General features: G+C 71.9%; 17 protein-coding genes, 1 tRNA gene and 1 pseudogene. 10 read left to right on the forward strand and 9 right to left on the reverse strand.

The window, feature by feature from the left end:
• Positions 1-93 precede the first annotated feature (93 nt).
• From prsT to rrtA, 6 genes and pseudogenes are all read left to right on the forward strand, one after another.
• Entirely contained in the window at positions 94-2,877 is a 2,784-nt protein-coding gene (gene prsT, locus RGE_RS01805; RefSeq protein ID WP_014426589.1) for an XrtA/PEP-CTERM system TPR-repeat protein PrsT, read from the forward strand.
• A 79-nt stretch (positions 2,878-2,956) separates the two neighbouring features.
• On the forward strand, positions 2,957-3,898 hold the full coding sequence (locus RGE_RS01810) for a hypothetical protein (protein ID WP_148280099.1): 942 nt from the start codon (positions 2,957-2,959) through the stop codon (positions 3,896-3,898).
• Positions 3,899-3,956: 58 nt separating this feature from the next.
• Positions 3,957-4,033: transfer RNA gene (locus RGE_RS01815), tRNA-Met, on the forward strand.
• A gap of 204 nt (positions 4,034-4,237) precedes the next feature.
• Positions 4,238-5,725, forward strand: a complete 1,488-nt coding sequence (locus tag RGE_RS01820) for a S8 family serine peptidase (protein WP_052310950.1) — start codon at positions 4,238-4,240, stop codon at positions 5,723-5,725.
• Between the two features lie 15 nt (positions 5,726-5,740).
• Positions 5,741-6,283 (forward strand): annotated as a pseudogene (locus RGE_RS23895) (putative Ig domain-containing protein); the annotation flags it as partial.
• Positions 6,280-6,852: a rhombosortase gene (gene rrtA / locus RGE_RS23900; RefSeq protein WP_014426594.1), complete on the forward strand. Its 573-nt coding sequence runs from the start codon at positions 6,280-6,282 to the stop codon at positions 6,850-6,852. The pseudogene RGE_RS23895 and the gene rrtA, both read left to right, overlap by 4 nt.
• On the opposite strand, the gene RGE_RS01830 is transcribed toward rrtA, so the two are convergent.
• The 6 genes from RGE_RS01830 to RGE_RS01855 all read right to left on the reverse strand — a co-directional run bounded on the left by RGE_RS01830 (position 6,828) and on the right by RGE_RS01855 (position 14,493).
• On the reverse strand, positions 6,828-7,601 hold the full coding sequence (locus tag RGE_RS01830) for an EAL domain-containing protein (RefSeq protein ID WP_014426595.1): 774 nt from the start codon (positions 7,599-7,601) through the stop codon (positions 6,828-6,830). The two genes, rrtA and RGE_RS01830, sit on opposite strands and share 25 nt — an antisense overlap.
• A gap of 128 nt (positions 7,602-7,729) precedes the next feature.
• Entirely contained in the window at positions 7,730-8,728 is a 999-nt protein-coding gene (locus RGE_RS01835; RefSeq protein WP_014426596.1) for a cytochrome-c peroxidase, read from the reverse strand.
• A 256-nt stretch (positions 8,729-8,984) separates the two neighbouring features.
• Positions 8,985-9,914: a lysylphosphatidylglycerol synthase domain-containing protein gene (locus RGE_RS01840; RefSeq protein WP_014426597.1), complete on the reverse strand. Its 930-nt coding sequence runs from the start codon at positions 9,912-9,914 to the stop codon at positions 8,985-8,987.
• A gap of 28 nt (positions 9,915-9,942) precedes the next feature.
• Complete coding sequence (gene clsB, locus RGE_RS01845) at positions 9,943-11,187, reverse strand: cardiolipin synthase ClsB (protein ID WP_014426598.1); 1,245 nt, start codon at positions 11,185-11,187, stop codon at positions 9,943-9,945.
• Positions 11,184-11,939, reverse strand: coding sequence for an endonuclease/exonuclease/phosphatase family protein (locus RGE_RS01850; RefSeq protein ID WP_014426599.1), 756 nt, complete (start codon positions 11,937-11,939; stop codon positions 11,184-11,186). The genes clsB and RGE_RS01850 overlap by 4 nt, the downstream gene beginning before the upstream one ends.
• A 334-nt stretch (positions 11,940-12,273) precedes the next feature.
• Entirely contained in the window at positions 12,274-14,493 is a 2,220-nt protein-coding gene (locus tag RGE_RS01855; RefSeq protein WP_014426600.1) for a dehydrogenase, read from the reverse strand.
• A 74-nt stretch (positions 14,494-14,567) separates the two neighbouring features.
• Here RGE_RS01855 and RGE_RS01860 point away from each other — a divergent pair, with 74 nt between their 5' ends.
• Positions 14,568-15,863 carry an iron-containing alcohol dehydrogenase gene (locus RGE_RS01860; protein ID WP_043784499.1) on the forward strand — a complete coding sequence of 432 codons (1,296 nt, stop codon included), beginning with the start codon at positions 14,568-14,570 and terminating at the stop codon, positions 15,861-15,863.
• Here RGE_RS01860 and RGE_RS01865 read toward each other — a convergent pair whose 3' ends face one another.
• From RGE_RS01865 to RGE_RS01875, 3 genes are read right to left on the reverse strand one after another with little or no spacing between them, the layout of a single operon-like run.
• Positions 15,864-16,556, reverse strand: a complete 693-nt coding sequence (locus tag RGE_RS01865; RefSeq protein WP_014426602.1) for an anaerobic ribonucleoside-triphosphate reductase activating protein — start codon at positions 16,554-16,556, stop codon at positions 15,864-15,866.
• Positions 16,543-16,761 carry an anaerobic ribonucleoside-triphosphate reductase gene (gene nrdD / locus RGE_RS01870; RefSeq protein WP_014426603.1) on the reverse strand — a complete coding sequence of 73 codons (219 nt, stop codon included), beginning with the start codon at positions 16,759-16,761 and terminating at the stop codon, positions 16,543-16,545. Before nrdD ends, RGE_RS01865 begins: the two co-directional genes overlap by 14 nt.
• A 26-nt stretch (positions 16,762-16,787) precedes the next feature.
• Complete coding sequence (locus RGE_RS01875) at positions 16,788-18,830, reverse strand: ribonucleoside triphosphate reductase (RefSeq protein WP_014426604.1); 2,043 nt, start codon at positions 18,828-18,830, stop codon at positions 16,788-16,790.
• 278 nt (positions 18,831-19,108) lie between these two features.
• Between RGE_RS01875 and ubiU the strand changes: the two genes are divergently transcribed.
• From ubiU to ubiT, 3 genes are read left to right on the forward strand one after another with little or no spacing between them, the layout of a single operon-like run.
• Positions 19,109-20,128, forward strand: coding sequence for a ubiquinone anaerobic biosynthesis protein UbiU (ubiU, locus tag RGE_RS01880; RefSeq protein WP_014426605.1), 1,020 nt, complete (start codon positions 19,109-19,111; stop codon positions 20,126-20,128).
• Positions 20,129-20,132: 4 nt separating this feature from the next.
• Complete coding sequence (locus RGE_RS01885) at positions 20,133-21,062, forward strand: U32 family peptidase (protein WP_014426606.1); 930 nt, start codon at positions 20,133-20,135, stop codon at positions 21,060-21,062.
• Positions 21,059-21,511, forward strand: a complete 453-nt coding sequence (gene ubiT, locus RGE_RS01890) for a ubiquinone anaerobic biosynthesis accessory factor UbiT (protein ID WP_014426607.1) — start codon at positions 21,059-21,061, stop codon at positions 21,509-21,511. Before RGE_RS01885 ends, ubiT begins: the two co-directional genes overlap by 4 nt.
• Positions 21,512-21,611: the final 100 nt, after the last annotated feature.

The raw sequence follows: 21,611 nt of genomic DNA on the forward strand, positions 1-21,611 counted from the left end.
GCCTGCGCGCCGGGCGTCTCGGCGGGCCGGTCCATCCTCTAGCATCGGTTGCGGCGCCTGCCGCGGATCGCCAGGACCGGAAGGGGAGACATCTTGATTCCTGCACATCTTCGCCGCACGGCCACCACGGCTGCGCTGGCGCTGGCGCTGGCCGTCCTCGGCGCTTGCGGTGGTCCTTCAGAGTCGGAGCTGCTGGCGTCGGCCAAGGAGTTGATCGCCCAGCAGGACCTCAAGGGCGCTGCCGTGCAGCTCAAAGCCGTCCTGCAGAAGCAGCCGCAGAACGGCGAGGCGCGCTTCCTGCTCGGCCGCACGCTGCTGGACGGCGGCGACGCCGTCGCGGCGGTCGTCGAGCTCGACCGCGCCCACGACCTCAAGTACGGCGACGACCAGGTGCTGCCGGTGCTGGCCAAGGCGCTGCTCGCATCGGGCCAGACGAAGAAGGTCACCGACCTGTACGGCCAGCAGGCGCTGAGCGAGCCGCGGGCGGCCGCCGAACTCAAGGCCACCGTCGCCGTCGCCTACCTGGTGCAGGGCAAGGCCGAGCGCAGCGAGGCGGCGCTCAACCAGGCGCTGACGGCCGACCCTTCCAATCCGTCGGCGCGCCTGCTGATGGCGCGCCTGACGGCCGGCAAGGGCGACACGCGGGACGCGCTGGCTCAGGTCGAGGCACTGCTGAAGGACGATCCGAAGCGGCGCGAAGCCTGGCTGCTGAAGGCCGAACTGCTGTGGGTCGGCCAGGGCGATGCCGACGCTGGCCGCAAGGCCTTCGAGCAGGCACTCGTCGTCGATCCTCGCTACGTCCAGGCCCACTCCGGGCTGGCGACGCTGCTGCTGCAGCGCGGCCAGGTCGACGCCTTCAAGGCCCGTGTCGCCGAGATGAAGAAGGTGCTGCCCGGCCACCCGGACACCCGCTTCTACGAGGCGCAGGTCGCCTTGCTGGACAAGGACTACCGCAGCGCCCGCGCGATCGTCCAGCAGTTGCTGAAGGCCCGCCGCGCGGGCCCGCGCACGCTGCAGCTGGCGGCGGCGATCGAGATGCTGGACGGCTCGACACTGCAAGCCCAGCGCTACCTCACCGAGGCGCTGGACCTCGCCCCTGGCCAGACCGGTGCCCGGCGTCTGCTCGCCGAGGCCTATCTGCGCGCGGGTGACCCCGACAAGGCGGTCTCGACGCTGGCTCCGCTGGTCGAAGGCTCGAGTCCCGACGCCGACGCGCTGGCGTTGACGGCCGAGGCCTACCTGCATTCGGGCGACGTTCGCAAGGCGGAGTCCTTCTTCAAGCGTGCGGTGCGGGTCGACCCCGACTCGACCAAGGCGCGTACCGCGCTGGCGCTGACCCAGATCTCCGGCGGCAACACCGGCGTCGGCTTCTCCGAGCTGGAGTCGATCGCCTCGGGCGACCGCGCCTCCACCTATGCCGATCTGGCGCTGATCAGCGCCCGCGTGCGCCGCAACGAAATCCCGGAGGCGCTGAAGGCCGTCGACGGGCTGCAGCGGAAGATGCCCGACGCCGTGCTGCCGCACTACCTGCGCGGCCGCCTGCTCGCCCAGCGCGGCGACCACGCCGGCGCGCGCGCCAGCCTGCAGAAGGCGGTCTCGATCGATCCGGTGTACTTCCCGGCCGTGGCCGCGCTGGCGGGGCTGGACCTGCTGGACAAGAAGCCCGAGGACGCGCGTGGCCGCTACACGGCGCTGCTCGAACGCGAGCCGAAGAACCCGCGCGCGATGCTGGCACTGGCCGAACTGCGATACGCCGCGGGCGCCAAGCCGGAGGAGATCCTGTCGCTGCTGGTCGACGCCGTGAAGTCCAACCCGGCCGAGGCCGCGCCGCGTGTGGCGCTGATCGATTACTACCTCACGCGCCAGGACAGCAAGGGGGCCAACGAGGCGGCGGCGGCGGCGATCGCGGCGCTGCCCGACGACCTGCTGGTGCTCGACGCCGTCGGCCGAGCGCAGCTCGCCGCGGGCAACACCCAGCAGGCCATCGCCACGCTCGGCAAGGCCGCCGCCGCCCAGCCGGGTGCGGCCCAGCCGCAGCTTCGCCTGGCCGATGCGTTCATGGCTGCGAAGGACTACGAGTCGGCGCGCCGCTCGCTGCGCCGTGCGCTGGAGGTATCGCCCCGTCTGTTGGCGGCCCAGCGTGGGTTGGTGGTCGTCGCGCTGAACGCCGGCCGTCCGGCCGAGGCGCTGGAGGTCGCCCGCAGCGTGCAGAAGGAGCGCCCGAGCGAAGCGGCCGGCTGGCAGATGCAGGCCGACGCGCAGATGGTGCAGCGCGACTGGAGCGGCGCGATCGCCTCGATGCGCGAGGTGCTCAAGCGCGGCGGGCCCACCGAGGCGGCCAACCGCACCTACGAGCTTTACCTCGCGGCCGGGCGGGGAGGCGACGCCGACCAGTTCGCCGCCGGGTGGATGAAGGATCACCCGGGCGACGTGCGATTCCTCTTCCAGGCGGGTGTCTCGCGCATGGTCCAGCGGGACCTCGCCGGCGCCGAGAAGGTTTTCCGCCAGGTGCTGGCGTTGCGACCGGATGATCCTCAGGCGACGAACAACGTCGCCTGGCTGATGGTGCAGCAGGGCAAGCCCGGCGCGCTGGAGCTCGCCGAGCGCGCGCAGCGCCTGGCGCCGACCCAGGCGCAGCCGATGGACACGCTGGCCTCGGCGCTCGCCGCCCAGGGCCAGCTCGACAAGGCTCTGGACTGGCAGCGCAAGGCGATTGCGGCCGAGCCGGCGAACTCGGCGTTGCGGCTGGGCCTGGCGCGCCTGCTGATCCAGCAGGGCGAGAAGGCGTCGGCACGCGATGAGCTGGAGAAGCTCAGCCGGCTGGGGCCGGGTTTCGCCGGTCAGGCCGAGGTTGCGCGTCTACTGAAGACACTCTGAACGGGCGCCCGCCGGGGCGTCTCTCGAGTTCCTTGCGGCGCCACAGACTCTGAGAATGCGTCGCATCTACACTTAGCCCATGAGCGGGTCGAGTGTTCTGGTCGTACTTCACGGCATCTGGCGCCCGCCGCGGCCGGCGGCGCGGCGCGATCCGCTCTGGCGTGCGGCGGCGGTGGCCTCGCTGCTGCTGGTGCTCGCGCTCACCGCGCTCACCGCGCTGGCCGTGCTGCCGCCGCCGCACCCCGAGGCGCGGCTGTTCTCCGACGGCTGGGGCGCAGCCAGCTTCGTCGAGGGCGAGGCCTGCGCTCCGGACGATCCGCGAGCGGCAGACGTCGTGCGGCCCAAGCCGCCCGCAAGCGCGACGCCGGTCGACCGCCTGGCGCTGGCGCTGCGCTACCTGGCCTGGGGGCTGCTGCTGCCTCTGCTGCTGCCCCTCGTCCTGGCCTCGCGCCGCGTTACGGCGCGCTGGCCGTTGGCGACGGTGGTGCTGCTCTACGGGGCGGCACCGGCGTACTTCGAATGGTCGGCGAACCCGGCGTTCGTGCGCCTGCGCCAGGCCGTGGCCGAGTTCTGGCTCGAGCGCTGGCCTCTGCAGCCGGAGCAGTTCGTGCTGCTCGATGCCGCCGCCGCCGGCGTCTGGCTCGCCGCCGGGATCGCCGCCGGCGCCGCGGTCGCTGGCGGGGTGGTCGCCGTCGCCCGTCTCGCCGATCAGTCGCGCCACGGCGTGTCGCGGGCGCTGCTTCCGCTGGGCGTGGTGCTGCTGGTGCTCGGCCTCACGGAGGCCAGCGCCGCCTTCCTGCGCGGAGAAGGCGCGGCGCTTGCGATGCTGCCCACCCTGCGCGCCGTGGCCTTGGTCTGCGGCGCCGGCGTGTCGCTGGTGCTGGCGCTGCGCGTGGCCGCTCGGGCTCCGACCGCTGGCCGCCGTGCCGCCGCCTGGCTCATCTGCGTGCTGCCCGTCGCGCTGGCGCTGGCCCATGGCTGGGCCATGTATTTCCACTGGGTCAGCCGCTATCGCGTCTGACGGGCCCGCGGGGGGCTGGCGCACGGCAAACAAAACGTGTTATAGTCACTTTCTCAGTCGCGGGGTGGAGCAGTCTGGTAGCTCGTTGGGCTCATAACCCAAAGGTCGCAAGTTCAAATCTTGCCCCCGCAACCAAATTCAGAAGCCCGCCTCGTGCGGGCTTCGTCGTTTCAGGCGTTGCCGCGACCTGGGCGCCAACGATGTCGGATGTTGACGCCAGGCAAATGTGCGCAAAGCCTGTCGGCCGTCGGCTCAAGCGTCGTCGAATCCTCGTCGAATAGACGCCGAGTGCGCAGCGCACGCCGTCCCGGCGTGCCGGTGCCGCCGCAGGAACTCCCGATGCGTCTTTCCATCCGCCCGCCCGCCGCCGTCGTACTCGCCGGCCTCGCCCTGGCTTGCGCCGTCCCGAATGCTGTCGCGGCGTCCGACACGACCGCGCGCCTGGTCGTGAAGTACAAGACCGAGGCCCAGGCGGCCTCCGCCGACGCCTCGCGCGTTCGCGTCCAGGCGCTCGCCGCCAAGACCGGCGTGGAACTGTCGGCCCTGCGCCAGACCGCCACCGGGGCCACCGTCTACCGGATGGCCGAGCCGGTGACGCTGGCGCGTGCGCGCCAGATCGCGGCGCGGGTCGCGGCCGATGCCAGCGTCGCCTACGCGCTGCCGGACGTGCGCGTGAAGGCCGCGGCCCTGCCCGCGGACCCCTACGCGTCGATGCAATGGAGCCTGCAGGACTCGTCCACCTACACCGGCGCGGCCAATCTGTTCTCGGCCTGGCCCAGCGGCAACACCCGCCAGATCGTCGTCGCGGTCGTCGACACCGGCTTGCTGGCGCATCCGGACCTCACGGCCCACCAGATCGGCGGCTACGACTTCATCTCCGACACGACCATCGCTGCCGACGGTGACGGCCGCGACAGCGATCCCACCGACGTCGGCGACTACTGCACCGACGACGGCACCGATTCGTCCTGGCACGGCACCAGCGTCGCCGGGCTGATCGCCGCCCAGGCCGGCAACGGCTACGGCGTCGCCGGCGGCGCGGCCAACAACGCCTTGTTGCTGCATGCGCGGGTGCTCGGGCGCTGCGGCGGTTATCTGTCCGACGTCGCCGATGCCGTCGTCTGGGCCGCCGGCGGCAGCGTCTCCGGCGTGCCGACGAACACGACGCCGGCGCGGGTCATCAACCTGAGCCTGGGCGCCGACGCCGGCACCAGTTGCTACACCTATCTGCAGGACGCCGTCGACGCCGCCGCAGCGCGCCAGGCGGTGGTCGTCGTCGCGGCCGGCAACGACGGTGCGGCCTCGGTCGGCGCGCCGGCCAACTGCAGCGGCGTCATCGCCGTCGGCGCGCACACCGTCGCCGGCGACCTCGCGTCCTACTCCAACCATTCGGCCGACGTCACGCTGACCGCGCCCGGCGGCGGCTCGTGCATGACGCTCGCGTCCTGCGACAGCCGCCCGACCTACACGATCGGCAACGGCGGGACGCGCGCCGCCAGCGCGATGAGCGAACTCACCGGCTTCGCCGGCACCTCGGCCGCGACGCCGCACGTGGCGGCGGCGGCGGCGCTGCTGCTGGCCGTCGACCCGAGCCTGACGCCGGCCCAGGTGCGCTCGCTGCTCGTGTCCACGGCGCGCAGCCACCCCTCCGGCACCTACTGCGCGTCCCATGCGGGCCAGTGCGGTGCCGGCATGCTCGACGCGGCCGCGGCGGTCGCGGCGATCCAGGGGCCGGTGGTCACGATCAGCGGTGCCAGCGTCGTCACCGGCTCGGCCACCGTGACGCTGAACGCCAGCGCCACCGGTGCCGGTTCGGGCGCCAGCTAGGCCTGGACGCAGCTCTCCGGCCCCGCCGTCACGCTGCGCGGCGCCGCGACGTCGACCTTGTCGTTCACCGCCCCGGCGACCAAGGGCACGCCGATGGTCTTCCAGGTCGTCGTCAGCTCGGCCTCCGGGCAGACCGGCTCCAGCACCTGGACCGTCAGCGTCAACAACCCGCCGACCGCGGATCTGCCCAGCAGCTGGACGGCGACCGCCGGGTCGGCGTTCAGCACCACGCTGAGCGGCAGCGACGCCGACGGCGACACGGTCTACTTCACGCTGGTCAGCGGGCCCGCGGGCATGACGCTCAGCGACAAGGTCCTGAGCTGGCCCAGCCCGGTAGAAGGCAGCTACACCGTCGTGCTGGCGGTCAGCGACCAGGCCGATGCCAGCACGTCCGACGCGACCCAGGTCAGCGTCACGCTGAAGGTCGGCGCAGCGGGCTCGCAGAGCACCAGCGGCGACGGCGACGGCGGTGGCGGCGGCGGCGGCGGCGGCGCGCTGCACTGGAGCGCGCTGCTGGTGCTGGCGCTGGCGGCCGCCGTGCGGCGCGCCGGGCGGTGAACGCGGCCCTGCTGCTCGCCTGGCTCGCCGCCTCGGCGGCGGCGACCGTCGCCGGCCCCGAGGCGCTGGGTTACCAACGTGCCGCGGTCGAGGCCGGTCAGTGGTGGCGGCTGGTGACCGGTGGCTTCGTGCACACCAATGCCGCGCACTGGGCGCTGGACCTCGGCGCCCTGGTGCTGCTGCTCGCCCTGGCCAGACGCAGCACGCGCAGCGCGCTGCTGGTGACGCTGCCGCTGCTGGCCACGACGACGATGCTCGGCGAGCACTTGCTGCTGCGCCACGCCTGGGCCGTCGGCCTGTCGGGTGCGTTGCACGGCCTGGCGCTGTTGCTGGCCGCCGACCGGCGTCAGGCCCCCGTCGTGCGGCTTGTCGGCGTTCTGGCGGTGGCCAAGGTGCTGGCCGAGCTCGTGTCCGGGCCCGCGGCGGCGACCGCGGCGCTGATCGGCGCGCCGGTCCTGGTGTCGCAGCATGCACTCGGACTTGCGGCCGGGCTGCTGTTCGCGGCCGCCGGTGCCGCTTTCGGCCTCGGTCTGCGGCCGGGCCGCTACGCGCCCCAGGCTTCGGCCTGAGGCTGCGCCAGCGCGTCGAAAGCCGGGCGCGCGAACAGCCAGCCCTGCATCAGCGTGATGCCGCAGTCGAGCAGCGCGTCGCGTTCGCCGGGCGTCTCGACACCTTCGGCGATGACGGTGATGCCCAGTTCCTCGCACAGGCGCTGCAGCGACTGCACGATCGTGCGCGAGCGCGGCCGGGCGTCCAGCGCGCGCGTGAGTTCCATGTCGAGCTTGACGATGTCGGGCTCGAAGGCGGCCAGCAGGTTGAGCCCCGAGTAGCCGGCGCCGAAGTCGTCGAGCGCGGTCAGGAAGCCCAGCCGCTTGTACTCGGTGACGATCTCGACCAGGTGCGCGACGTCGTTCACGCGTTCGGTCTCGGTGATCTCGAACATGATGCGTTCGAGCGGGAAGCCGCAGGCGCCGGCCGCGCGCAGCGTCGCCTGGATGCAGGCCGAGGCGCGGTAGATCGCGTTGGGCATGAAGTTGATCGACAGCCGCTCGCTCAATCCCAGGCGGGCCGCGGCGGCGATCGCGTCGCGCCGGCAGCGCTGGTCGAAGGCGTAGCGGTTGCGGTCGTCGACCTGGGCCAGCACCGTGGCCGCCGGTTCGCCGGCCGGGCCGCGCACCAGCGCCTCGTGCGCGAACACCGTGCGCGAGCCCAGGTCGACGATGGGCTGGAACGCGAACGCCAGCGGCGCGCCGAAGGCCTCGCCGTCGGCGCAGATCGAGCAGCGGGCATCGGCGGCATGGGGGCCGGGCTGGGGCATGCGGTCTCCGTCTGAAGCCGCGTGATGCGGCCGACGGCCAGTATCACGCCGCGAACGCGAAGCGATCCACCAAAAAGAAGCGGCCCCGCGGCCAGCAGGCGGCGGGGCCGGTGCTCAGGCGACGGCTGTCACTTGAACGGGTGCGGGCGCGGGGTCTTGTCGCTGGACGGCGGCAGGATCGGCAGCGTGAAGCTCGGCTGGTCGCCGGTCAGCGTCTTCAGGAAGGAGACGATCTTGGCGTTCTCGTCGGGCGTGAACTTCTTGCCCAGCTGAAGCCGGCCCATGACGTCCACGGCTTCGGTCAGCGTGTTCGCCGCGCCGTCGTGGAAGTACGGGTAGGTCATCTCGACGTTGCGCAGCGTCGGCACCTTGAAGTTGAAGCGGTCGGCGTCCTTGCCGGTCACCGCGACGCGGCCCTGCGCCGGGCTGCTCGCCTGGTACGGCGCGACGACGCCCATCTTCTGGAACGAGTTGCCGCCGACGGCCGGGCCGTTGTGGCAGCCGACGCAGCCGCTCTCCTTGAACAGCTTGTAGCCGGCCTGCTCGTCGGCCGACAGCGCGTCCTTCTTGCCCAGCAGCCACTGGTCGAAACGCGAGTTCGGCGTCACCAGCGTCTTCTCGAACTCGGCGATCGCCGTCGTGACCTGGTCGATGTCGATCTTGTCCTTGCCGAAGACCTGCTTGAACTCGCGCTGGTAGGCCGGGATCGACTCGAGCACGCCGAGCGCCAGCGTGTGCGTGAACGCCATCTCGCCGGGGTTGGCGATCGGGCCGCCAGCCTGCGCCTTCAGGTCGGCCGCGCGGCCGTCCCAGAACTGGGCGACGTTGAGGCTGGAGTTCAGCACCGTCGGCGCGTTGATCGGGCCTTGCTGCCAGCGGTCGCCGATCGAGGTCGGGATGTTGTCGGTGCCGCCCATCGACAGGTTGTGGCACGAGTTGCAGGAAATGAAACCCGACTTCGAGAGTCGCGGATCGAAGTACAGCTTCTTGCCCAGTTCCACCATGCCCAGGTTCACCTGCTGCGGGGGCACGATCGGCTGGATCGGCTCCTGGCTCTGGGCGACGGCCGCGCCGATGACCAGGACGCTGGCGGCAGCCAGAGCGACCGGGGTCCAACGAATGCGCATTGCTTCTCCTCTGTCCGTCCGAGGGGAGTTGCCGGTGGCCGGGACGGCGGGTCGGGCACCGGGCGATCTGGAATCAGTCCAGACGACAGACGGATTCCAGTCGCCGCCCCCGTGTCACGGTCTGACACAGCGCAAAGCCGGTGGAATTGAATAAATCGCAAAGGCCGTGCCCTTGGAGAAGCCGCGTCGGCGCTGTGGCCAGCGGGCAACTGCTGCAGCGGATTGCTCGGGAACTCCGCCCGAAGCGGTCGCGCACTCAGTGCGCGGCGGCCGCCTTGTGCCGGCCGCGTGCTTCGAGCGCGAAGTACAGCGCCGTCGCCAGCGCCAGCGGCGCGAGGTAGTAGACGGCGCGGTAGGCCAGCAGGGCCGCCAGCACCGGGCCCTGGCCCAGCCGCGCGCCGAGCAGCGCGACGAACACCGCCTCGATGACGCCCAGCCCGGCCGGCAGATGCGTCACGACGCCGGCGACTGCCGCCAGCAGCAGCGCCGTCAGCACGTCGGGGTAGGGCAGCGTGCGCCCCAGCAGCACGTGGCAGACGCCGGCGATCAGCGCCCAGTTCGTCGCCGACATCGCCAGCTGCAGCAGCGCGATGCCGAGCGGCGGCAGCACCAGCTCGTGGCCGCGCAGCCGCCAGCTGCGCCGGCGCGCGAAGGCGCAGAGCGACACGTAGCCCGCCGCGGCCAGCAGCAGTGCGCCGCCCAGCAGCCGCAGCGCGCTGCGGCCCAGCTCCCAGTCCGGCGGCAGCGCCGGCGGCCGCAGCAGCAGCACCGTGCCGCCGAGCACGAAGTAGCCCAGCCAGTTGGTCAGCAGGCTGTAGCCCAGCACGCGCGTCACGACGCCGGGTGCCAGCCCGAGCTTGCCGTAGAGCTTGTAGCGCAGCGCGAAACCGCCGACCAGCGCGCCCAGGTTGAGGTTGAAGGCGTAGGAGATGAAGCCGACCGCGGCCACGCGGGGCGCGGCCAGGCCGTGGCCGGTCAGGTGGCGGCCGATCAGGTCGTAGGTGGCGTAGAGCGCGTGGCTGGCCGCCGCCAGCGCCGCGGCGAGCGCGAGCGTCGCCGGCTCGACGCGCTGCAGCGCGTGCCAGGCCGCGCCCCAGTCCATCGAGCGCGCGACGTTGGCGACGAGCGCACCGACGGCGACGACGAAGGCGATGCCGAGCCAGCGTCGGGCACGCGCCCAGCGCACAGGCGTGGCGGGGGCGGGCGCCGCCGCCTCATCCGACATGCAGGCCCCGCGCCTCGTCGGCGCGTTCGGCCGGCGCCGGTGCAGCGCCGGGCGGCGCCTCGACGAGTTCCAGCGTCGGCCGGTGCGCCGGCAGCACGCGCGCCCAGAGCGGGAAGCGCTGGGCGAAACGCAGCACGAAGTAGCTGCGCATGCGCACCCACAAGCGCCAGCGCGGCGTCGGCTCGGGCTGCACCTCCTCGCAGCTGTGGCGGATCAGGTGTTGCAGCCGCTCGCGCAGCTGCGCGGCGAAGCCGCGGTCGCGCAGGATGACGTTGGCTTCCAGATTCAGCGACAGGCTCAGCGGGTCGAGGTTGCTCGAGCCCACCGTCGCCCAGTCCTCGTCGACCACCGCCACCTTGCCGTGCATCGGCCGGTCGCAGTACTCGTGGATGTGCACGCCGTCGCGCAGCAGGTGGTCGTAGAGCAGGCCGGCGGCGGTCTTCACGATCGGCATGTCGGGCGTGCCCTGAAGGATCAGACGCACGACGACGCCGCGCCTGGCCGCGCGGCGCAGTTCCTTCAGGAAGCGCCAGCCGGGGAAGAAATAGGCGTTGGCGATGATCACGCTGTGGCGTGCGGCGCGCAGCGCGGCGCGGTACTGGCGTTCGATGTCGGCGCGGTGCTCGAGGTTGTCGCGCGTGACGAGCATCGCCTGCACCGGCCCCTCGGCGCGCGGCGGCGGCAGCCGCGGCCGCTGCACCGGCGGCTCGCCGCGTGTGCCGCCGCGGATCGCGCCGATCGCGAACTGGCGGATCGTCTCGACGACCGGCCCGCGCAGCCGCACCGAGTAGTCCTGTTTGGCCTCCGGCCCGTAGTCGGCGAGGTGGTCGGCCGAGTAGTTGATGCCGCCGACGAAAGCCGTCTCGCCGTCGACGACGACGATCTTGCGGTGCATGCGGCGCAGCACGTTGAAACGCTTGCCGAACAGCCGCCAGCTGGGATCGAAGCTGCGCAGGCGCACGCCGGCGGCGCGCAGCGAGCCGGTGAACTCGGGCGAAAGGTCCGGCGAGCCGAAGCCGTCGACCATCACGTCGACCTGCACACCGCGCTGCGCGGCCTCCAGCAGCGCCGCGTGCAGCGCCAGCCCGACCTTGTCCTCGAACAGGATGAAGGTCTCCAGCAGCACCTCGTGGCGGGCGTTGCGGATGGCGTCGAAGACGGCCGGGAAGAAGGCCTCGCCGTTTTCGAGCAGCTCGACGGCGTTGCCGTCCTGCCAGCGCGGCCGCCGCTTCACAGCGCGATCTCCGCGGCCAGCGGCGCGTGGTCCGACAGATGCGCCCAGGGCCGCCGCGGCAGCGGCAGCGGCCGGTGGCCGCGCGTGTTGCGCACGTAGATGCGGTCCAGGCGCAGCAGCGGGAATCGCGCCGGGAAGGTGCGTGCCGAACGCCCGTGCGCCTTCACGAACACCTCGTGCAGACCCAGGCCGCGCTCGAGCACCGGGTGGGCGCGGTCGCGCCAGTCGTTGAAGTCGCCGGCGACGACCAGCGGCGCGCCGTCGGGCACCTCGCGGCGCACCAGCGCGCACAGGTGCTCGAGCTGGCGGCTGCGGTGCGCCTCGCTCAGCCCCAGGTGCACGCAGACCGCGTGCACCAGCGCGCCGTCGGCCGGCAGGCGCAGCGTGCAGTGCAGCAGCCCGCGCGCCTCGTGGCCGTCGATCGAGACGTCGTGGTTGCTGTGGGCGACGATCGGGTACTTGGACAGCAGCGCGTTGCCGTGGTCGCCGTGCGGGTAGACGGCGTTGCGGCCGTAGGCGAACTGCGGCCACAGCTGGTCGGCGATGAACTCGTAGTGCGGCGCCTGCGGCCAGCGTGCGACGCCCTCCGAATGGCGGCGGTGCGTGCCCTGCACCTCCTGCAGGAAGACGAGGTCGGCGTCGACGGCGCGCACCGCGTCGCGCAGCTCGTGCAACACGAAGCGGCGGTTCAGGGCGTTGAATCCCTTGTGCGTGTTGACGGTCAGGACACGGATCGACGGCGGGCTCTTCATCGGGGCGAAGCGGGCAACAAGTCCGCCGCCAGTGTCCGCAGGCGCAGCCGCCATGCCGTGTAGGAAGAGGCCGTTGGCCGACGCCGGTGGCGGCCGTGCCGCGCTGCCGGTCAGCGTGCCGGCGGGCGCGGCGCACGCGGCGTCACCCGCCAGGGCGGCGGGCGTCGGGCCGCGGCGGCGCGGTGTGGTGCCCGCGGCCGGCCGGCGGCCAGGCCGCAGAACGAGCGGCTGGGCGGAAGGCGCGCGGCGCTCACCGGCTAAGGCCTGCGGAATCGAGGGTCATGGCCCTCCGGGGCAAGGCCCATGCCCGTGCCGGCCCTCGGCCGGCGTCGGATCAGGCGACCGGTTCGCTGCGCACGCGCGCGCGCCGGGCGGCGCCGTTCAGCGCCGGCTGCTTCGCCGCCGGGGCGGCGGGCGCGCGCCGCGTGCGGGCGCCGTTCTTCGCCGCCGGGCGGGCGGCGGGTTCCGGCGCCGGCGCTTCGGCGGCCTTGGCACGCCGCTTGGGCCGGGCCGCGGGGGCCGAGGCGGCCTCGCCCTGGCGCTTGCGCGCCGCCAGGGCCAGCCGGCGCACGCGGGCGATGTCGCGCTCGGTGATGACGCCGTTGACGCCGGAGATCGCGGCCAGCTTCATGCCGTGCTTCAAGCCCAGCTTGTAGATCTCGCGCACCTTCTCCCACTCGATCGCGCGGCCGACGGTGAAGTTCTCGAAGCGGCCTTCCAGCGCCAGCACGATGGTCTCGGCCAGGCAGGCGTAGGCCACGCCGGGCGGCAGGCCGATGTTCTTCATCTTCACCTGGCCGGGCAGCTGGATCTCGCCGGACTCGATGACCAGCACGTCGGGGCGCTTGGCCACGTCCTCGGGCGACAGGTCCAGCGGCCGCGCGACGTCGGTGATCACGCAGCCGGGCTTGACCTTCATGATGTCCAGCACCTTCTTGCCGGCGCCCGAGGTCGCGGTGACGATCATGTCCATCTCGGCGACGTGCGTGTCGGCCTTGGCGCTGAGCACGATCTTCGCGTCGGGCGTTTGGCGCAGGATGGACTCCTGCAGCGCCAGCAGCTTGGCGGTTTCGGGCGAGACCAGCGTCACCTCCTCGGCGGCGCGCACCAGCAGCCGCGCGCAGGCCGAGCCGATGGCGCCGGTGGCGCCGACGACCATGGCCTTGAACTTCACGCGTTCGTCGCCCTTGGGCGGCTCGACGAGCCTCAGCCGCAGCAGCGCGTCGTGCGCCGCCCACAGCGCGCCCGAGGCGCTGTAGCTGTTGCCGGTGGTGATCGGCAGCGTCGCGCGCCGCGCCACCGTCGCGCCGGCGTCGCCGACGACCTTGGTGAACGCGCCCAGGCCCATGATCTGCGCGCCGAGCTTGCGCGCCATCTCGGCGGCGGCGAGCAGCCGGCGGTAGGTGAACTCCGGCGGGTGGCTCATGATCTCGCGCGGCGTGCCGCCCACCGAGATCAGCCAGCCCTCGGCCTCGGCGCCGGTCGGCGAGCGGATGCCCTCGATCTTCGAGTAGACGAAAGGCGGCGCGTAGGCCATCGCCTTTTCCAGCGAGTCCATCAAGAGCGGCGGCGAGACCTTGGACAGCATCTCGATCGGCTTGACCTTCTTGAAGTACTCCTGCGACAGCGGGTGGATGACGAAGGCGAAGCGGTTCTTGCGCTGGTAACCGTTGGGATAGAGCACGCGCGGGCGCGCATCCAGGGTCTGGATCAGCTCGAGGTAGTCGTCGTCGTACAGCGTGCCCGGCGCCTTGCCGGTGGCCGCGAGGATCATCGCGTCGAGCAGCTCGTGGCCGAGCACGTGGCCCTGTACCACCGGGGAGGCGTCGACGACCATCGCCACGCCCTTCTCGCGGAAGGCTTCCAGCCGCGCGTCGTTGACGGTCGCGGTGACGATCGTCTTGCCGGCCAGCTCCTCGGTGCCGAAGCGGTCGAGCTCGTGCACCGGCGCGACGATGACGGTGGCCTTCTTCATCGCCTGGCGCAGCACGTGGTCGGTCCAGCGTTCCAGCAGCGCCGTGCTCGGCAGGCGCTTGGGCGCCCAGCCGGCGACGTAGTGCGAGCCGGTGGCGTACAGCGACAGCGCGTCCAGCGAGGTCAGCAGCTTGGGCACGCCCAGCTGCAGCAGCGGGTCGGCGAAGAACAGGTTGGGCGTGAACTCGGCCATCGCCGAGGCCAGCTTGCGGTTGGCGACGCCGGAGAAGAACAGCACCAGCGCGTTGTCGAAGTAGCGCCCGAGATCGGCCTGCACGTGGCGCAGCGCCCATTCGAGATAGATTTCGGCCAGGTGGTCGCCGGTGGTGCAGGGCGCGTGCTTCAGCGTGGCGGCCAGCTCGGCACCGCCGGTGGTCGCGCCGACGCTGCGTGCGTCGGGCCCGGCGCCGATGCCGATCGCGGCGGCGCGACGGTCCCAGTAGGCCAGGCGGCGGGCCGCGACCGCGTCGTCGCCGTCGGTGCCGATGCGCCGCACGCGCAAGGGCTGGCCGAGCAGCGTGGTGCGGAAGTCGAAGTCCTGCGCGGCTGCGCCGAGGCTGATGCCGATCACGCTCTTCATACGTTGTTCGCGCCAGAGTGGACCCGGAACGGGCATGGTGGAGGGTTGACGAGATGGCCAACTTGATCGGGGACATGGCCCGCAGCGTCGGGCTGCCCAAGCTGAAGCAGGCGGCAGGCCTGGTGACGAAGCGGCTGCCGATACCGCAGCCCCTCTTGATCGTAGGGCCGGGAGCGAGCGCCAAGCTCGGCCAGGCGATCGGGGATTTCACCCATCGGAAGGTCATGCTGGTCACCGACGCGACGGTGATGAAGCTCGGCCTGGCCGAACCCTTGCGCGCCGCGCTGGCCGCGGCGGGCACCGAGGTCGTGGTCTTCGACCGCGTCGAGCCCGACGCGCCGATCCCGGTCATCGAGGCCGGCATCACGCTGCTGCGCGACGAAGGCTGCGACGCGATCGTCGCCTTCGGCGGCGGCTCGGTGATGGACGCGGCCAAGGTCATCGGCCTGGCGGTGGCCAACGGCAAGCCGCCGCGGGCGCTGGTCGGCTACTTCAAGGGCCTGCACGGCCCGCTGCCGTTGTATGCAGTGCCAACCACCGCCGGCACCGGCAGCGAGGTCACCGTCGCCGCGGTGATCTCCGACCCGAAGGCGCAGCGCAAGCTGGTCGTCGCCGACACGCGCCTGGTGCCGCGCATGGCGGCGCTGGACCCGCAGCTGATGGTCGGCCTGCCGCCGGCGATCACCGCGGCCACCGGCATGGACGCGCTGACGCACGCCGTCGAGGCCTACATCGGCGATTGGTGCACCGACACCACCGACCGCTGGGCGCTGGCCGCGGTCGGCATGGTCTTCGAGCAGTTGGAGCGCGCCGTCACCGACGGTCGCGACCTCGTCGCGCGCGAGCGCATGGCCTTGGCCTCGACCTACGCCGGCCTGGCCTTCACACGCGCCAACGTCGGCAACGTGCACGCGATCGCGCACCAGTTGGGCGGCCTGTACCACGTGCCGCACGGGCTGGCCAATGCGATCGTGCTGCCGGCGGTGCTGCGCTTCTCGGCGCCGAACTGCGAGCCGCGGCTGGCGGCGCTGGCGCGGCGCTCCGGGGTCGGTGCGCCTGACGACGGCGACACGACGCTGGCGCACAAGTTCATCGACGCGGTGGCCGAGCTGAACCGGCGCATCGGCATCCCGGGGACGGTCGAGGCGCTGCGTGCCGCCGACATCCCCAAGCTCGCCCAGGCCGCCTGCCGCGAAGCCGACGCCAACTACCCGGTGCCGCGCGTGATGACGCCCGGCGACTGCGAGGCCATCCTGCGTTCGCTGCTGCCGGCCAAGGCGCCGGCGCGCAAGCGCACGGCGGCCAAGACAGCCGCCAAGCCGGCGGCGAAGAAGACTGCCGCGCGCAAGAAGGCCGCCGCGCCGGCCTGATCAGCGCAGCGCGAGCTCGGGGCCGAGTTCGCGCAGCCAGGCCAGCACCGCCGGCTCGGGCCAGTGCCAGGGCTGCTCGAAACCCGGCGTGCCGTCGCGCGGGTGCCACTGCTGCAGCACCCAGCGTTTCGCGCCGGCGCGCTTCAGCGTCAGCGCCATCCTGGCCAGCGTCTCGTCGGACTGCAGCGCCGGGTGGTAGGTGGTGCGCACCTCGTGGTCGACGCCGCTGGCGACGACGGCGGCCAGCGCCTCGTGCACCGGCGCGCCGCTGCACGGGCGGCCGGTCAGCGCGTCGTGGCCGGCGAGGTCGGTCTTCAGGTCCAGGCCGACCCAGTCAAGCGCCGGCAGCAGCGCCTCCAGCTTCTTCGGGTAGATGCCGGCGCTGTGCAGGCCGACGGCGAAACCCAGGCCGCGCGCGGTGGCCACGGCCTCGGGCAGCGCCGGGTCCAGCGTCGGCTCGCCGCCGCTGAAGACGACGCCGTCGAGCAGCCCGCGGCGGCGCGCCAGCGTCGCGACGACTTCGTCCCAGGCCGGGCCGGCGGCGCCGTCACGCGGCTGCAGCGCCGGGTTGTGGCAGTAGACGCAGCGCCAGGGGCAGCCCTGAACGAAGACGACCGCCGCGAGGCGGTCGGGCCAGTCGCTCGTGCTCAGCGGCTGGAAGCCGCCGATCGCCAGGGCCTCAGGCGCAGCCACACTCGACGGTGGCCGTGACGTCGGCCGCGGCGGCCGGGCGGCCCGGCTCGTCGAAGTAGCGGCGTTCGAGGAACTCGCCTTGCTTGCCGATGTTGAACGAGGCCATCGGACGGTGGTAGCCCATCACGCGCGTCCAGACTTCGCAGCGGGTGCGTTCGTGCTCTTCGAGCTGCGGGTGGACGAGGGGGGTCTGGCTGTGGCTCATGCTCTTCCTTTGTGGTGGTCGGGCCGTCAGGCGGCCGGGGCGGCGCGTGCGGCCTTGGCGGCCTTGCGTGCCAGGGCTTCCTCGTCGCACTTGGGGCAGAACGCGTGCTCGCCGGCGAGGTAGCCGTGTTTCGGGCAGATCGAGAAGGTCGGCGTCACCGTGATGTAGGGCAGCCGGTAGCGTTCGAGCGAACGCCGCACCAGGTCGCGGCAGGCGCGTGCCGACGAGACGCGCTCCCCCAGGTACAGGTGCAGCACGGTGCCGCCGGTGTACTTGCGCTGCAGTTCCTCCTGGCGCTCCAGCGCCTCGAAGGGGTCGGTCGTGAAGCCCACCGGCAGCTGCGAGGAGTTCGTGTAGTACGGGCGCTCGGCCGTGCCGGCCTGCAGGATGCCGGGCAGGCGCTTCCTGTCTTCCTTGGCGAAGCGGTAGGTCGTGCCTTCGGCCGGCGTCGCCTCCAGGTTGTAGAGGTGGCCGGTCTCCTCCTGCAGTTCGACGATGCGCGCGCGGATGTGGTCCAGGTAGCGCACCGCCATCGCGTGGCCCTCGGGCGAGGTGATGTCGTGGCGGTCGGCCGTGAAGTTGCGGATCATCTCGTTGATCCCGTTCACGCCGATCGTCGAGAAGTGGTTGCGCAGCGTGCCGAGGTAGCGCTTGGTGTACGGGAACAGGCCGCTGTCGATGTGGCCCTGGATGACCTTGCGCTTGATCTCCAGGCTGGTGCGCGCGATGTCGATCAGGCGGTCGGTGCGCGCCAGCAGGCCGGCTTCGTCGCCGGCGTGCAGATAACCCAGGCGGGCGCAGTTGATCGTCACCACGCCCAGCGAGCCGGTCTGCTCGGCCGAGCCGAACAGGCCGTTGCCGCGCTTCAGAAGCTCGCGCAGGTCCAGCTGCAGCCGGCAGCACATCGAGCGCACCATGTTCGGCTGCAGGTCCGAGTTCAGGAAGTTCTGGAAGTACGGCAGGCCGTACTTGGCCGTCATCTCGAACAGCGGCAGCGTGTTCGGGTGCTCCCAGTCGAAGTCGCTGGTGATGTTGTAGGTCGGGATCGGGAAGGTGAACGAGCGGCCCTTGGCGTCGCCTTCCATCATCACGTCGATGTAGGCGCGGTTGATCATGTCCATCTCGGCCTGGAGATCGCCGTAGGCGAACGGCATCTCCCGGCCGCCGATCACCGGCACCTGCTCGCGCAGGTCCTCGGGGCAGGTCCAGTCGAAGGTGAGGTTGGTGAACGGCGTCTGCGTGCCCCAGCGCGACGGCACGTTCAGGTTGTAGATCAGCTCCTGCAGGCTCTGGCGCACCTGGTCGTAGCTCAGCCCGTCCTTGCGGATGAAGGGCGCGAGGTAGGTGTCGAAGGAGCTGAAGGCCTGGGCGCCGGCCCATTCGTTCTGCAGCGTGCCCAGGAAGTTGACGATCTGGCCGACGGCGCTGGACAGGTGCTTGGGCGGGCCTGCCTCGACCTTGCCCGGCACGCCGTTCAGGCCTTCGTGCAGCAGCGTGCGCAGCGACCAGCCGGCGCAGTAGCCCGAGAGCATGTCCAGGTCGTGGATGTGCAGGTCGGCCTCGCGGTGGGCGATGCCCACTTCGGGCGGGTAGACGTGGTTGAGCCAGTAGTTGGCGACGACCTTGCCCGAGACGTTGAGGATCAGCCCGCCCAGCGAGTAGCCCTGGTTGGCGTTGGCGTTGACGCGCCAGTCCTGGCGCGCCAGGTACTCGTTGACCGAGCGCTCGACGTCGACGGCGACGCTGCGGTCCTGGCGCAGCGCGCGGCGCTGCTCGCGGTAGACGATGTAGGCGCGCGCGGTGTCGAAGTGGCCGGCGGCCTGCAGCACACGCTCGACCTCGTCCTGGATCTGCTCGACGCCGGTGACGCGGCGGTGCAGGCGCTCGGTGACCTGGCGCGTCAGCTCGGCGGCGCGTTCGGCGTCGTACTCGCCGGTGGCGGCGCCGGCACGCGCCAGCGCGTCTTCGATCTTGGACGGGTCGAAGGCGACGGTGCGGCCTTCACGCTTGATGACCGCCAGCGGGGCGGTCTGGGTGTCGGCTGAGGGGGGCAGGGCGGCGTCTGACATGCGCGTGGACACTAGCTATGGTGTGTAGGCGCCGAACGATACCCAACCGCTAGCGTCCATCGGGCGAGAACTCGGCTGCGCTTGATGCAGTGCAAGTTCGCTGCGCGAGGGGCTTGCGCCGGCCGCCGCGTGGCGCTTGGCCCGCCCGGCCGCGGTCGGCAGACCCTGCTGACGGTGTGGTGTCCATGCCGTTTCGGGGCGTCTGCCGGTGCGCGGTTCGCACCGCTCTTGACGTCCCGCAAGCCGTCGGCGGAGCCGGCGCCTAGACTCCGCCCGCCATGCAACAGCCCCCCTTCGCGGCGCCCGAACTGGTCTGCCCCGCGGGCTCTCTGCGGGCCCTCCAGTTGGCCGTCGACGCCGGCGCCGACACGGTCTACCTGGGCCTGAAGAACGCCACCAACGCCCGGAACTTCGCCGGCCTGAACTTCGACGACGCCCAGGTCCGAGAGGGCATCGCCTACGCACACAAGCGCGGCCGCAAGGTCCTGATGGCGCTGAACACCTTCGCCCAGTCGGCGGACGTGACGCCCTGGTACCGCGCGGTCGACACGGCGGTGGACTTCGGCGCCGACGCGCTGATCTGCGCCGACACCGCGGTGATGGCCTACGCCACGCGCACGCACCCCGAGCTGCGTCTGCACCTGTCGGTGCAGGCCTCGGCGACGAGCTACGAGGCGATCAACTTCTACCAGCGCCACTACAACATCCAGCGCGCGGTGCTGCCGCGCGTGCTGACGCTGCAGCAGGTGCAGCACGTGCTGCGCAACACCTCGGTCGAGATCGAGTGCTTCGCCTTCGGCAGCCTGTGCGTGATGGTCGAAGGCCGCTGCACGCTGTCGTCCTACGCCACCGGCCAGTCACCGAACAACGTCGGCGTCTGCTCGCCGCCGTCGGCGGTGCGCTGGACCGACACGCCGACGGGCGTCGAGTCGCGCCTGGGCGGCATGCTGATCGACCACTACGCGCCCGACGAGCCGCGCGGCTACCCGACGATCTGCAAGGGCCGCTTCGTCGTCGAAGGCAAGCGCGACTACGCCATCGAGGAGCCGACCAGCCTGAACACGCTGGCCATCCTGCCCGAGCTGATGAAGATGGGCGTCAAGGCGCTGAAGATCGAAGGCCGCCAGCGCAGCCCCGCCTACACCGAGCAGGTGACCAAGGTCTGGCGCCAGGCGATCGACGCCGCCAAGGCTTCGCCCGACCGCTTCAGCGTGCAGCCGACCTGGACCGCCACGCTGGGCCACCTTGCCGAAGGCCAGCAGCACACCCTCGGCGCCCTGGACCGCCCGTGGCGGTAAGAGCATGAGTTCCGAACGCATTTCGCTCACCGTCGGCCCGGTGCTGACCTACTGGACGCGCCAGGCGCTGATGGATTTCTATGCCGGCGTCGCCGAATCGGCCGCCGACACCGTCGTGCTGGGCGAGGTCGTCTGCTCGCGCCGCTACGAGTTCAAGCTCGACGACTGGCTGGACCTGGCCGCCGACCTGCGCGCCGCCGGCAAGGAGATCGTGCTCGCGACGCAGGGCCTGATCGAGTCCGAGGCCGACCTGCGCGTCGTGCGCCGCATCGCCGAGCAGCGCGACTACCTCGTCGAAGCCGGCGACGCCTCGGCGCTGGCGGTGCTCGAGCCCGCCGGCGTGCCGTTCGCGATCGGCCCGCACCTGAACGTCTACAGCCGCGCCGCGCTCGAAGAGCACGCCGGTTTCGGCGCCGTGCGCTGGACGGCGCCGGCCGAACTGCCGCTGGAAGCGATGGGCCGCGTCAACCCGGCCGCCGACCCGGTCAAGGCCGGCGAGACGCCGGTGGCGACCGAGGCCTTCGGCTTCGGCCGCATGCCGCTGGCGTTCTCGGCGCGCTGCTTCACCGCGCGCCACCACCGGCTGAGCAAGGACCAGTGCGAGTTCCGCTGCCAGGACTACCCGGACGGCCTGCTGCTGTCGACCAGCGACGGCAAGCCCTTCCTGGTGCTCAACGGCATCCAGACCCAGGGCGCGGCGCAGCATTGCCTGATCGAGCAGCGCGAGCAGATCGTCGCCAACGGCGTGCGCCGTCTGCGGCTGTCGCCTTGCTCGCAGCACTTCACGACCGTCGTTGCCTGCTTCGAGCAGGTGATGAACCAGGGCGCACCGGCTGCCGCCGCGCGCCGTGAACTCGAGGCCATCGCACTGCCGGGCGGCCTGGCCAACGGGTACGCGCAAGGTCGCGCCGGCATGGAATGGAAAGCCGCATGAGCACCAAGTCCCACGCCTTCGTCGCGCCGCGCTCACTGGCCGAGCTGCACGCGCTGGCTGCCGCCAAGGTCAAGCCCCTCGTGCAGCGCCTGCCGATGCAGCCGCCCAGCATGGTGCTGGCGCTGGCGATGAACAAGCTCTTGCTGCCGCGTCTGCCGGCCGACGCCAAGGCGGCGCTGTCGGGCCGCAGCGTCGAGGTCGCGGTCACCGACCTGGGCCTGGCGATGAAGCTGCAGCTCGGCGAACGCGGCTTCGTGCTCGCGCCGCAGAGCAAGCCGGTCGCGCTGCGCATCGCCGCCGCGCTGCCCGACTACCTGCGCCTGCTGCGCGGCGAGGACGACGCCGACCGCCTGTTCTTCGAGCGCGCCCTGGTGATGGAAGGCGACACCGAGATGGGCCTGGTGCTGAAGAACACGCTCGACGCGCTCGGGCCGCTGTTCCGCTTCTGACCGGGCGCAAATGATCGTGGGGTCGAAATTGCGCTTTCGCGCAATTTGACCGCTTCGGAGCGTTTCAAGGCCGATAAACCGGTCTTTTGCAACGACCGCC

Origin of the sequence: Rubrivivax gelatinosus IL144 (assembly GCF_000284255.1) — a bacterium.
Lineage (GTDB): Bacteria > Pseudomonadota > Gammaproteobacteria > Burkholderiales > Burkholderiaceae_C > Rubrivivax > Rubrivivax gelatinosus_A.